This window comes from Psychromonas sp. psych-6C06, from assembly GCF_002835465.1.
In the GTDB taxonomy this organism is placed as follows: domain Bacteria; phylum Pseudomonadota; class Gammaproteobacteria; order Enterobacterales; family Psychromonadaceae; genus Psychromonas.
The window spans coordinates 121,952-134,791 of sequence record NZ_PIZM01000008.1 but is presented as its reverse complement, the minus strand read 5'-3'; the positions used below and the strand labels follow the sequence as shown (position 1 = coordinate 134,791).

Annotated in this window: 10 protein-coding genes and 1 pseudogene; 7 read left to right on the top strand and 4 right to left on the bottom strand. The window is 38.2% G+C overall.

What is annotated here, in order from left to right:
* Positions 1 to 77 precede the first annotated feature (77 nt).
* Positions 78 to 794 (top strand): hypothetical protein, encoded by a 717-nt coding sequence (locus CW745_RS12410; RefSeq protein WP_101109001.1) that lies wholly within the window; start codon positions 78 to 80, stop codon positions 792 to 794.
* A gap of 104 nt (positions 795 to 898) precedes the next feature.
* On the opposite strand, the pseudogene CW745_RS12405 reads toward CW745_RS12410, so the two are convergent.
* Positions 899 to 1,751 (bottom strand): annotated as a pseudogene (locus CW745_RS12405) (transposase).
* 558 nt (positions 1,752 to 2,309) lie between these two features.
* On the opposite strand from CW745_RS12405, the gene CW745_RS12400 reads away from it, so the two are divergent.
* From CW745_RS12400 to CW745_RS12390, 3 genes are all read left to right on the top strand, one after another.
* A complete protein-coding gene (locus CW745_RS12400; RefSeq protein WP_101109000.1) occupies positions 2,310 to 2,948 on the top strand; it encodes a hypothetical protein in 639 nt (212 codons plus the stop codon).
* 356 nt (positions 2,949 to 3,304) lie between these two features.
* Entirely contained in the window at positions 3,305 to 3,709 is a 405-nt protein-coding gene (locus tag CW745_RS12395; RefSeq protein ID WP_202973194.1) for a GFA family protein, read from the top strand.
* A gap of 110 nt (positions 3,710 to 3,819) precedes the next feature.
* On the top strand, positions 3,820 to 4,356 hold the full coding sequence (locus CW745_RS12390; RefSeq protein ID WP_101108999.1) for a chloramphenicol phosphotransferase: 537 nt from the start codon (positions 3,820 to 3,822) through the stop codon (positions 4,354 to 4,356).
* 284 nt (positions 4,357 to 4,640) lie between these two features.
* On the opposite strand, the gene trxB is transcribed toward CW745_RS12390, so the two are convergent.
* Together trxB and rne are read right to left on the bottom strand one after the other, a co-directional pair.
* On the bottom strand, positions 4,641 to 5,588 hold the full coding sequence (gene trxB / locus CW745_RS12385; RefSeq protein WP_101108998.1) for a thioredoxin-disulfide reductase: 948 nt from the start codon (positions 5,586 to 5,588) through the stop codon (positions 4,641 to 4,643).
* Positions 5,589 to 5,719: 131 nt separating this feature from the next.
* Entirely contained in the window at positions 5,720 to 8,737 is a 3,018-nt protein-coding gene (gene rne, locus CW745_RS12380) for a ribonuclease E (RefSeq protein WP_101108997.1), read from the bottom strand.
* 352 nt (positions 8,738 to 9,089) lie between these two features.
* Between rne and rluC the strand changes: the two genes are divergently transcribed.
* Genes rluC through CW745_RS12365 form a run of 3 tightly spaced genes read left to right on the top strand, consistent with a single transcriptional unit; the run spans position 9,090 to position 11,644 of the window.
* Positions 9,090 to 10,028, top strand: coding sequence for a 23S rRNA pseudouridine(955/2504/2580) synthase RluC (gene rluC / locus CW745_RS12375; RefSeq protein ID WP_101108996.1), 939 nt, complete (start codon positions 9,090 to 9,092; stop codon positions 10,026 to 10,028).
* A 1-nt stretch (position 10,029) separates the two neighbouring features.
* Positions 10,030 to 10,677 (top strand): HAD-IA family hydrolase, encoded by a 648-nt coding sequence (locus tag CW745_RS12370; protein ID WP_101108995.1) that lies wholly within the window; start codon positions 10,030 to 10,032, stop codon positions 10,675 to 10,677.
* Positions 10,667 to 11,644 carry a glycosyl transferase family protein gene (locus CW745_RS12365; RefSeq protein WP_101108994.1) on the top strand — a complete coding sequence of 326 codons (978 nt, stop codon included), beginning with the start codon at positions 10,667 to 10,669 and terminating at the stop codon, positions 11,642 to 11,644. The genes CW745_RS12370 and CW745_RS12365 overlap by 11 nt, the downstream gene beginning before the upstream one ends.
* A 274-nt stretch (positions 11,645 to 11,918) precedes the next feature.
* Here the strand turns inward: CW745_RS12365 and CW745_RS12360 are convergent, their stop codons facing one another.
* Positions 11,919 to 12,836 carry a peptidoglycan binding protein CsiV gene (locus CW745_RS12360; protein WP_101108993.1) on the bottom strand — a complete coding sequence of 306 codons (918 nt, stop codon included), beginning with the start codon at positions 12,834 to 12,836 and terminating at the stop codon, positions 11,919 to 11,921.
* Positions 12,837 to 12,840 lie beyond the last annotated feature (4 nt).

Genomic DNA, 12,840 nt, shown 5'->3' with positions numbered 1-12,840 from the left:
TAACAATAACATATCTAAATTGTAAAAATATATAAAGTGTTCACAGGGTTCGAACGTTTTGTAAAAAATGGAATTGAATGATGTATAAAAGTATTTTAATTTTTGTAACTGTTTTATTCATAGTAGCTTGCAATTCAGGCTCGGAAACTGAAAGTAATAAATATGACGGCTTTTGGAAACTTGATGATACTTACCTAGAGATTACCAATCTAGGTGAAATAATAATTTACGATTGTACTCTTTCTGATGGATATACGAGGACTATTGGTGACTTTGCGCGTGTAGTTGGTAATGAAATGATTATTAATGGCAGAGATGTAAAGGATTCATACCAATTGTCAATCAGTGATGGGAGGGTAATTGGTACAGACGATGAACTTAAATTCGTACTTGAACCTGCAGAGTTGCCAACTCTGTGTGAAGATGGCGTTGAAATTGTGTACAACTATCCACAGGAAGCTATAGAAGATGAATTAACTACGTTCACCGTCGACTTTGATTATCGTTTAAGTACAGATTCTGAGGCTGTTGTTAGAATTGCAGTCCGATCAGCAGAATATGGCTTAATTTTTAGTGACGATCAATACATAGAAATACAAAAAAATGATCTTGGAAGAGGTTCGTTTACTGTTGAAGCTACACCATTTATTTCTAACGATCGTGAAGAACCATTCGCGTTGTATATATTTTTATTTATAACACCAGAATTAGAATCACAAAATTCTATTAAATTTATCCGTAATAAACACACAAGTGTTCCGATCCATGTATGGGAAGAAACTAATATCAAGTAATTGAACTTTATTCATTTACTTACTTGTTTAATTTTATCAACGGATTTTCATAGGTGTCAGCAAACAGTTCGCAACCTTATAACATGTAACTATGGTGTCAATTCCTAATGTTTATTCACTTTAGGATCCCACATGACACCATCTTTTACTATCGAGTTTAAGATGATAACCATCTTGCGAACAACCAATTATTGCTGTTTTCTTTGCTTTTCGTGCAGTTAATAAACGTTGATATGTCGCTTTGAAAACTGGGTTACATTGCATTGCAGACATCATCGCAATATACATACCTGTACGTATTTTTTCACGTCCACAAGTATATTTCGTTGAACTTCATAGCTAGCACTTTCTTTATTAAATGGGGTAACGCCAATCAATGGTGCTGTTTCTTTATTGGTTAAATAACCAAGCTGAATCATATCGCTAAGCAGATTACAAGAAAGCACATTATCAATGCCTAGCATACTTTGAATAATGGTATTTTTCGCTTTATATTCATCATATTTATCAATTAGTTTACTGAGTTTATTATCGACTTTTTCAATTTGATTCTTAATGGCTGTGATGATCGGCTTTATTATTCCAGAAATTTCTTTAGGAATAATCTGAAGACGGTTTTTTTCCATCGTTTGCATGGTCATGAGTTTTTTCTACGTGATAACAATTCACTCATCAACTGCATGTTCTCTGGTTTCAATGTTGATAATGGTGGTTTAATCGCGACACCGTAATGTGCAATTAACTTAGCATCTAGCTTATCTGTCTTGGCTTTACGGCCTATCGTACATGCGAACTTTTTTACATATGCGGTTTGATTTGTTCAATCGCATGTTTAATGCCTTTTTCATCGTTGGAGACATTAAAGTAAATATCGAGTGGTCTGATATAAATATCGAGTTGAAACTTGCCTGTGTCGACACCGATGGTGATTTCTTTTTGATTGTTTGTGCAATTCATAATAAGCTGACTCCGCCTTGCTATTCGGGCTCGAGGCCCAGTTGACTATTCGAGTTTAATGCTTGGAGTCCTATACAACGTTCTCACTTGTTAACGGTCTTTCAATACCGGAGCCAGACATTTATCGAACTGTTGTATAAGAAAGCTTTCGTTGCATCCAAAGCTTGGGCCTCACTTTACTCAAACGGGTTTAAAAGGTAACTATTTGGTGGGGTAATTATCCATACAAGTTAATTTAACCGGACTAAAAACAGTGGTCCATTCGCTTCGCTTAATTTATAGCCCGTTATTATGAGCGTTATATTTCAGTTATATCTCGTTAGATCCCAATACTGGGAATTTGTTGTTACATTTATGGGATTGTTTTTTATTATCGCACTTTAAAAAATATATATGTCAATTAAATTATATGGTTATATTGTGGTCGACTACTTGCACTCATGGTTATAGTCACGAGTTTTGCCAGCTTAAATTCCTGTAAAATCGTTTAAGTAATGGCTATGGAAAAGACCAAATATTTTATTCACATTTTCTCCACTTACAAATTAAGGAAAACTAATGAAGAAAGCGTTATTAATACTAGTATCCATCATAGTAGCAATCATTTTAACAGTTACTTTTTCCTCGAAAGAAGTAGAAGTTAAAACCGAAGTCATACCAACATTGCATGAAGTGACAATAGTTATTAATGATGAGGACATTCAAGTCCGTGAAATTAAGAAGCAGGATGAAGACCCTGACTTAAACCTCGAAACTGAAGAGGTTATTACATCGTCTTTAATTACAAAGCTGTCAGAGGTTACCGAGGTTGAGGAACAACAACAGAAACCTTCTATACCTATTTGGAATAGAGATAATTCAAATATTAATGCTGATGAACTATCTCTTGTGAGAGATAGTATTAACACATTAATCTATGACATTAACTTGGCGATTGAAATGGGAGGTAATTATCAACCTTCTGGCGGGAGAAATCTGCTTGCGGGTGATATGGCGGTTACGGATCAAATATGTGGTTTTACAAATAACTCATTTGATATAGATCACGAGTTTAAAACTATAAGTGCCCAGCACTATTGTTTTGAAGTACTTAGAAACTTAATGTCATCTTCAAACGAGTATCGTGATTCTAAAAAGACGCTTAAAAAAATCGAGCAAGAAATGTTAATTATATATAATTCAAATAAATCTAGCTAAAACTTGTTACGTTTAAGTTCGTGATCAATTGAGCTTCTATACCTTCCGATAATATCAGTGATCTACGTATAACTATAACCTTGATTCCTGCCGTGGTAAATTGTATATCTATCACTTAGCGTTATCTGTTTGTATTTATTGATAGTTTTTCACTTCTTGGCTGGAGGAAAAACTTAGTATTACAGATAACACTTTTTGTTTTTTAGGTTTATCGCACTTAGTTTATGAATTAGGCTGGTATAACAAGAGGTTTAAACGTAACTAAAACAGTGGTTTACGTTCCACTTCGCTACACATTATAACCCACGATTTTTGTCCGCTTAATGCGGCGTTATGAAACACAAGGAGTAGCATAAGTGATCAAGTCTGTCGGAAATACTCAAATACAAGAGAAGCACTTAGCCACGTGCCATTGTGGCTCAGTTAAATTGGAGTTATCACTTCCAAATGGAATCGAAAAGCCCAGGCGCTGTGATTGCTCAATTTGCAAACGTAAAGGTGCGATAGTTGGCTCTGTAGCTTTGGATGGGATTCGAATCATTGAGGGAGCAGATGTTTTAAAGCTCTATCAATTTAATACTAAAACAGCGAAGCATTATTTCTGTTCTAATTGTGGTATCTATACTCATCATCAGCGCAGATCTAGCCCCAATGAATATGGTTATAATATTGGCTGTCTTGAAGGTGTTAACCCATTTGATTTGGGTGATGTAGTTACTAATGATGGTGTAAATCACCCTGCCGATAGGTCAGCTCCATAATAAGTCATTTAAATGGAAAATTAACAGTCGACCATTACTTCGCAATTATAGCCAACCATTATTTTTCACTTAATGAGGCGTTATACCTCTTTTTATAAAGGAACCTTACTATGTATCCAGATATTATTTTGCTTAATGGAACAGGAAGCTCAGGTAAAACTAGCTTAGCTAAAGAGTTACAAGAGCTGTTATCAATACAATATTTAAATTTTAGTATTGATAGTATTTTATATGCTTTACCACCAACAGACCTAAGAAGAATGATAGTAGGGGATCCTATAAATCGTTCTGGTTATGATTATGGACAATTAACTGACGGTTACCATAATTGCATTAAAGGGCTTTTAGAAGCCGGTTGTAGGCTTATTATTGATAATGCATGGATAAATGAAGATGAAATTAATGCACTAGAAAATTCTTTGAGTGGATTTAACATAGTGCGAGTTAAGGTGATGTGTAGATTAGATATCTGTGTCGCACGAGAATTAGCCCGTGGTGATCGTGCAATTGGTTTAGCTGAGTCGGAGTATCCTTTGGTTCATAATTTTATGAAATACGATGTTTCAGTAGATACTAGTGATATAGAACCAAAAGATGCAGCAATTCACTTATTAAAAGAATTAAAATTTTGCGAAGTCAATGCTTAACAGGGCGTTAGAGGGAAAGTACATTGAGTGACTCTCCAAATATCCTCAATTTTTAGATTTACTTATTTAATATATCGAGGGCTTAGATTGACGACTTTAGTTATCGTCACTAATGGATTTGATATACAAAACAGACTATCTACAGGTTATTGGTATTATTATAAGCTAAGTCGCTACAGGGCGTTAGCAACTTAGGAAAAATGAGTTACGAATAGAAAGCAAAAAAGGAGCTAAAGGCTCCTTTTATTGTTGGTTTTGTTGACGGCTAAAAGCCAATCACTATTTTATTGATTATCTAAAAAGCGCTCAGCATCTAATGCCGCCATACAACCCGTACCTGCAGAAGTAATTGCTTGGCGGTAGATATGGTCACTTACATCACCGGCTGCAAATACACCTTCAACAGTTGTTTGTGTTGCATTCCCAACGCTACCTGTTTGAACTTTTAGATAGCCGTGGTTCATCTCTAATTGGCCTTCAAATAGATCTGTATTAGGCTTATGACCAATCGCGATAAATACACCCATTACCGCAAGCTCTTCAGTGTTATCAGATAATGTATCTTTTAAACGTAAGCCAGTAACACCCATATCATCACCTAATACTTCATCAAGTGTGCGATCTGTATGTAATACGATATTTCCATTTGCTACCTTTTCATTTAGGCGATCTAATAGAATTTTTTCAGAGCGGAAACCAGTTCGACGGTGAATCAAATGTACTTTAGAAGCAATATTCGAAAGATAAAGAGCTTCTTCAACAGCAGTATTACCGCCACCAACTACAGCTACTTCTTGGTTACGATAGAAAAATCCATCACAGGTAGCACAGGCAGAAACACCACGGCCTTTAAAGGCTTCTTCAGAAGGTAAACCAAGATATTGAGCTGAAGCGCCTGTTGCAATGATCAGTGCGTCACAAGTGTAGGTATTATCGCCTTTAAGTGTGAAAGGGCGTTTGCTAAGGTCAACACTGTTGATGTGATCAACAATAATTTCAGCATCAAAACGTTCAACGTGTGCTTTCATGTCAGCCATTAAACCAGGGCCTGTCATATCAGCTGCACCACCTGGCCAGTTTTCCACTTCTGTTGTTGTTGTTAACTGACCACCAGGTTGAATACCTGTTAAGATAACTGGTTTTAAATTTGCGCGGGCAGCATAAACAGCTGCTGTATAACCAGCGGGACCAGAGCCTATAATTAATAGTTTGTGATGTTGTACTTCACTCATGAGAATTTCCTTTCTAATTAACACTAATAAATTCGCTTTATGATAAGCGGCTTAGAGGAATAAAACAGTAAAAAAAACGGATATTTCAATGAAATACCCGTTTAATACTATTGGTTTAACCTATTAAAAGGCTACAGTGATGTTTTTACTGTGTCACTGCTTGCACGGTTGGTAGCAAAACTACTTCCCGCTTGCTGTGTTGACTTAGTAATTTGTTCGCGAGACGTTGCACCAACAATATTTATTTCACGCGTTAAATCTAGTGGCTCACTGATAGTTTTTACCATCTCTGAGCGTGCAACACGCGCCTGAGTCACAGTGCCTACTTTTTGAGTAGCTTGCTCCTGTGAAGAAACCTGCGCTTTTTCAACAATATTTTGCGTAACACTTTCTTCTGTTGAAACAGAAGGTTGAACAGTGCTTTCAGTTATTGTTTCAGAAACAGGCGTTACTTCTTCTTTATCAGCTTCTACAGTTTTTGATTCTGTCGTTACTTGTTGAGAAACTTCTTTAAGCTCTTCAATTGGCTCTACTTTTACAGGCGCCTCGTACTGTGGCTCAGGTAAAATTTGTTCAGCCTGTTTGATGTTATCATCTGCTAAGCTTTCTTTTAATTGCGTCGCTACTGTATGCGTATCTGAATCAGTTTTAATTTCAGATATTTCACTTGCAATTGGTGCTTCTGCTTTTGCTGGCTCAGGAGTGTTTGCTTTACTAGGTACACTGGATTCAACATTCTGCGGTGCTTCCTGTTGCTCGTTTTGCTCAGCTTCAGGGTAACGGCTAATCACAGGATCAGTTGTTGTTTCAGTGGTGATCTGCTCATTGTTAGCTTTGTTTTTACGCTGACCATTACCACGTAAGTAGCGAGATCGGCGACCAGGAATTGCTACAGGTGAATATTCTTCAGTTGTTGAAGTTTTTTCTTCTGTTTGATTTTCCTTAACATTACCTTCAATTTTATCAACAGGCTGTTTTTTAGGGTTCGCTTGCTCTGGTTTATTCGCTTTCTTAGGTGAAGCTTTGCGTCTAGCTGGTTTTTTCTCTTGCGCAGGTGCATCTTTAGCTGGGCCATCATTGTTAGCTACTGGCTGATCAATGTTTGTTTCTGCTGCTGGTGCTTTATTATCGATTCGTACTTTTTTGCGCATATTTCTACGTTTACGTCTAACAGCAACAACTTCTTCTTTTTCTGCAACAGCTTGATCACGATCTTGCTTTACTGGTCGCGTATTATCTTTACGGTTGTTACGGCGATCATTACCACGGCGTTCAGTTGGTTTTTTATCGTCTTGACGCTCGTTACGGTTATCAGACTTTGATTGATTACGGTTACGATTGTTGCGATTACGATTGTTGTTACGGTTACGATTGTTGTTTCGAGGGCGTTCTTTTACTTCCTCTTTTTTCTCAACTTTCTTATCGTTGTCTTCTTCATCATCGCTGAAGAAAGCTGAAATAGCAGCAAACAAACGACCGAAAAATGAAGGTTTAGCTTCTTCTTTAACTGCTTTTTGTTCAGTTTTTTCAGATTTTTTAGGCTGCGCGCTATTTTTCTTAGGGCTAGAGAACCCGCTTAATACAGGATCATCTTCTTTCTTACATTCATCTTTAACCACATTGGGTACATAGACGGTATGTTGTTTTTCAAGTGCATCGTAGTTGATATCTTCTTTGCCATCTTTACGTGTACGCTTAATTTCAAAATGCGGCGTTAATAGGTTTGCATTTGGAATAATGAATACTTCACAGTTATGACGACGTTCAATTTTCGCTACAGCGCTACGTTTTTCATTTAACAGATAAGCTGCCACTGCAACAGGAACAGTCGCTTGAATTTGTACTGTATTCTCTTTTAAGCCTTCCTCTTCGATTAGACGTAAAATTGCTAATGCTAAAGACTCGTTATCACGAATTGTGCCTTGACCATGACAACGTGGACAAACACGAGATGCTGATTCACCCAGTGAAGGACGAATACGTTGACGTGACATCTCCATCAAACCAAAACGTGAAATACGGCCAAGTTGAATACGAGCTCTATCTTGACGTACAGATTCACGCATACGGTTTTCAACTTCACGTTGATGGCGAGCAGGTGTCATATCGATAAAGTCGATAACCACCAAACCACCTAAATCACGTAAACGTAATTGGCGTGCAATCTCTTCTGCTGCTTCAAGGTTGGTATTAAAGGCTGTTTCTTCGATATCTCCGCCACGTGTCGCACGTGCAGAGTTAATATCGATAGACGTTAATGCTTCGGTTGGGTCGATTACGATTGAACCACCAGAAGGCAAACGCACTTCACGTTGGAATGCTGATTCAATTTGGCTTTCCACTTGGTAATGTGTAAACAGTGGAATTTCACCTTGATACAGTTTAAGGCGGTTAACATAATCAGGGCGAACCATCTCGATATGGTTTTTGGCCTGTTCAAATGTTTTTGCGTGGTCGATGACAATCTCACCAATATCACGGCGTAGGTAATCACGAATCGAACGTACGATGACGTTACTTTCACGATGAATTAAAAACGGAGCAGCTTTTGATTCAGCTGCTTCTGAAATTGCTTGCCAATGGTTAACAAGTACATTGAGATCCCATTCTAGCTCTTCTGATGTTTTACCAACACCTGCAGTACGTACGATTAAGCCCATACCATTAGGTAATTTTAAGTGGCTTAGCGCCTCTTTTAACTGTGTGCGTTCGTCGCCTTCAATACGGCGAGAAATACCACCAGCACGAGGATTGTTTGGCATTAGCACAAGGTAACTACCTGCAAGACTGATAAAGGTGGTTAATGCTGCGCCTTTATTGCCACGTTCTTCTTTTTCAATCTGAACGATGACCTCTTGTCCTTCTTTTATCACCTCTTTGATATTAGGGCGACCTTTAAAGGAATAACCAGCTGGAAAGTAGGTACGTGCAATCTCTTTAAGTGGAAGGAAACCATGGCGATCTGCACCATAATCGACGAATGCTGCTTCTAGGCTTGGCTCAACTCGCGTTATTTTTCCTTTGTAAATGTTTGCTTTTTTCTGTTCGTGGCCTGGGCTTTCAATATCTAAATCATAAAGTTGTTGCCCATCTACGAGGGCAACACGCAACTCTTCTGCTTGAGTTGCATTAATTAACATTCTTTTCATTTTTTGCTCTTTATAAATTTTTTTATGTTTTTTTGGTTGTTGGCAATAAATTGCTTCACTTGACCTCGGGTCTGGTTTTGCAGTCTCTCGACTTGAAATATGCAGAGGTGCATTAAAAAGTGATGGCAGCTCTCATTACTATAAGCTTAAGTAAGCCAATAAAAGTAAATGAGTAAAAGGGCTCAACATTCTATTTTTCGTTATTATTTGTGTTTCAACTACTAGTTAAAGGTGCGTTATATCGCATTTACCATTTAACGAGTCGATAACTTACTAATTCTCTCATTAATACTGTGTCACGCCAATATAAATTTTTAGGTATTATCATTTCAACACGTGATAAACTTAACGAATGGAACAGATAAATCACTCAGTACGCATGCTTGAGGTTTCTCAAGAAAATGCACAGCAACGAATCGATAATTTTCTTCGTCTACATTTAAAAGGTGTGCCTAAAAGTATGATCTACCGGATCGTACGAAAGGGGGAAGTACGTGTTAATAAAAAACGTATAAAAGCCGATTATAAATTAAAAGAGGGGGATATGGTTCGCATTCCTCCTGTGCGTGTAGCCGCAGAAAATGCTTTACCTTCACCTAAATTAAATGCGATTGCGCAACTTGAATCTCGCATTGTTTATGAAGATGATGCCCTTATTATATTAAATAAACCTTCCGGTCTTGCCGTCCATGGTGGCAGTGGTCTTGACTTTGGTGCTATCGAAGGGCTTCGAGCTCTTCGGCCTCAGGCCAGATTTTTAGAGCTTGCTCATCGACTCGATAAGGCGACGTCGGGTTGTCTATTAATTGCTAAAAAGCGCAGTATGCTACGTGCATTACATGAACAACTCCGTAATAAAACCATGAATAAGCAATATCTTGCGTTAGTAAAAGATGCATGGGATAAAAAAGACAGAGCAGTAAAAGAGCCACTGCTTAAAGATTCACAAAACTCTGTTGTTAAAGTAAGCCCACAGGGCAAAGCATCAGAAACGCGATTTAAAATCATGCAACGTTATCATGGTGCGACATTGGTCGAGGCTTCGCCGGTAACGGGGCGTACCCATCAGATACGCGTTCATACAGCGTGCAAAGGGCATAATATTGCTGGAGATGATCGCTATGGCGATCAAGGTTTTTCCGATGAGATGCAAAAGTTAGGGTTAAATCGGCTCTTTTTGCATGCGGCCCACATCACTTTCTTTCACCCTGTATTAGAAGAAAAGATGACAGTTAGTGCACCACTTTGCACAGCTTTGTCCGATCTTTTAGACAAATTACAAAAAAGTTAATATGCGTTATAAAGTAATCATTTTTGATTGGGATGGCACGCTGATGGATTCCATCGCTAAAATTGTTGCTAGCCTAAAAGGCGCGGCCATTGAGTGTCAAGTTTGTGAGCCGACAACGGCGCAAATACGTCATATTATCGGCTTGAGTTTAGATAAAGCAATGGCAACATTATTTCCTGAGCAAAGCAAGCAAACACAGCGATTACTGGTTGATGCATATCGACAAAAGTACAGCGTTTTAACGCATATCGAAACGCCTTTTTACCGCGGTATTAAGCCATGGCTTCTCCAGCTTAAAGCACAGGGGTATCTACTAGCCGTTGCCACAGGGAAGGGGCGTGCTGGGTTGGATAGCTTGATGGATAAGTTTGCCGTAAAAGATCTATTTTCAACTACCTATTGTGCAGATGAAACCGCTTCTAAACCCGATCCGCTTATGCTGACAAAAATATTAGACGATTTAAACCTTAATGTTTCACAAGCCTTGATGGTCGGTGACAGTAGCTATGATTTAGCGATGGCAAATAGCGTTGGAATGGATTGTTTGGCGGTTTCCTATGGCGTACATAATAAACAAATCTTAAGTCAATTTAAGCCAATCGCAATTGTCGATGATCTACCAAAGGAGTTTGACCTTCATGTTCAGTGAATATATTAAATTAACCGGTCGCGGAGAAAAAGGGCGTCGTTCTCTCACACAAAGTGAAGCTTTTGATGCCCTGTCATCCTATTTAGATGGTGATGCGGAGTTACTACAATTAGCCGTACTATTGATGCTACAGCGCGTTCGCTGTGAAACACCAGAAGAGGCAGCTGGTTATATTCAAGCGTTACGGGATCGTATTGATTCAAAATGGAAAACCGTTAATGCAGATGTAGACTGGCCCTGTTTTGCTGGTAAAAAGCGCCAACCACCGTTTTTAATGCTAGCAGCAAAGGTTTTAGCCCAGCAAGGTAAGCGTGTCGTATTACATGGTTATAATGCTGTAGATGCTATTAAATATCAGGTTGAAAGTGCATGTCCGCTATTAGATATCAACATTGCAACAACCCCAGAGCAGGCTAAAAAGGCTTTAGATGAAACTAATATCTGTTATTTACCGCTTGAAAGCTACTGTGGTGAGCTAGTGCCATTACTTAATCTTCGGGCACAGGTTGGTTTACGTACACCGTTAAACACAGTTGCTAGAAGTTTGAATCCGACTCAAGCGCCTTTTGCAATCCATGGCGTTTTCCATAAAGGTTATGAAAAGTTACATGCGCAAGCTGCATTATTAACGCAAGAGCCGAGTATAATTGCTTTTAAAGGGGAAGGCGGGGAAAGTGAAATCAACCCACGTGTTAGCACGACTATTTGTGGTGTACAAAATGTTGCTGGGAAGCTTACTTATATTGAACAGGAATGGCCAACATATTTAAATGAAGTGAGTGGGGCTCATACTGAAGTTTCTGCCGAATACTTACAACAACTGTGGTTGGGGAATATTGAAGATAGTTACGGCGATGCTGCAGTTATTTCTACAGTTGCTGTTTTATTGAAACAGTTTCAACCAGAATATTCACAACAAGAGTGTTTACAGTTAGCCAAGCAATACTGGTCTGAGCGCAATAAATAACTTTGGTTATGCATAAGCTATATGAAGTGGCAATATGATTGCTAAGGGATATTAGTTAATATCATCGCCACATTGAACGACTATATCGCGATGGTTTTCTTTAAACATGTGGTTATAAACATAAGATTATAGCCACATCTTTATCCCCTGCGAATATAAGTATGTGAACTCAATTCTACGCAGGGAAAGTAACTTATACCAAAAGGATTAAAAGGTGATCAGTCTTACTTGTTAAAATTCACGCTATTTGTGTAGTGAATTTATTAAGATCATTTTATCGTTGTTTTGGTATTTTTCTGATTTGAACAATAATCCCCATTAACGGATGGTCTAAATAGTGAATCTCTTCACTACGCAAACGACGATTTTGATCGAATAAAATCTCTTTCACAACAGTACGTTGCTCAGCTTGTTTTGATTGTGGTATCTCTTGCACCTGTTTAGCGATTTGAACATCATTTTCATCATCAATTAATTCAACGCTAGGTGCTATTTGAGGAATTGATTCCGTCACAGCTTTACGGATAATTAGCTGACTATCAATAAACAGGTAATGATCGAGATAAATCTTAAAATTGCCATCAATTGCCCATTTATCAGTGATGATTTCGTTTGAAACTAAATCATCAGAAGCACCTTCAGAAAGCGCTTCTGCAGTTAGGTTTTCAGTAGGTTGCGCATCAGAGGTATTGATAGCGATGTCGATTAGTTGATGCTCTGCCTGTTTTTGCCTCGCAACTTGCTCTGCTAAATTTTTACCTGCGAATAGGTGCAACGGTTTTGCTGTGCGACCACTTTCAACGGGCATTTGCCAAACCATGTGTAATACAGGGTTAAAGTTGGCATGTTTCTTTAGCTTTTCTCGTTGTTCGATAAGCTGTAGCTGTGAGCTATCAAGGCGTCTAAAATTGTTGCCTTGTGCATCAAAAAAAGATTTCGTGATCACTGTCGGATTTGCTTTTGACAAACAGGTTTCACCTTCAACACAAACAGCTTCTCGTTCTGCATTCAATATACTAATGCTATTACCCGTATCAACGACTATTTCTTGAGAGGATAAATGTTCATTGATATCTTGAATTGGTGTATTACGCTCAAATACTAATAACTCAACTTCGAACCAGCGCTGCTCTGCTTGCGAAGTTAATGAGGCAGATGCCAGAAACAGTGCGATTAATATTTTGTAGTTCAAACTA

What these genes read in the sequence shown, in the direction of transcription:
- rluC (WP_101108996.1), top strand. Translation starts at nt 9,090, where the DNA reads ATGGAACAGATAAATCACTCAGTACGCATGCTTGAGGTTTCTCAAGAA.
- CW745_RS12410 (WP_101109001.1), top strand. Translation starts at nt 78, where the DNA reads ATGATGTATAAAAGTATTTTAATTTTTGTAACTGTTTTATTCATAGTA.
- rne (WP_101108997.1), bottom strand. Translation starts at nt 8,737, where the DNA reads ATGAAAAGAATGTTAATTAATGCAACTCAAGCAGAAGAGTTGCGTGTT.
- CW745_RS12400 (WP_101109000.1), top strand. Translation starts at nt 2,310, where the DNA reads ATGAAGAAAGCGTTATTAATACTAGTATCCATCATAGTAGCAATCATT.
- CW745_RS12365 (WP_101108994.1), top strand. Translation starts at nt 10,667, where the DNA reads ATGTTCAGTGAATATATTAAATTAACCGGTCGCGGAGAAAAAGGGCGT.
- trxB (WP_101108998.1), bottom strand. Translation starts at nt 5,588, where the DNA reads ATGAGTGAAGTACAACATCACAAACTATTAATTATAGGCTCTGGTCCC.
- CW745_RS12370 (WP_101108995.1), top strand. Translation starts at nt 10,030, where the DNA reads ATGCGTTATAAAGTAATCATTTTTGATTGGGATGGCACGCTGATGGAT.
- CW745_RS12390 (WP_101108999.1), top strand. Translation starts at nt 3,820, where the DNA reads ATGTATCCAGATATTATTTTGCTTAATGGAACAGGAAGCTCAGGTAAA.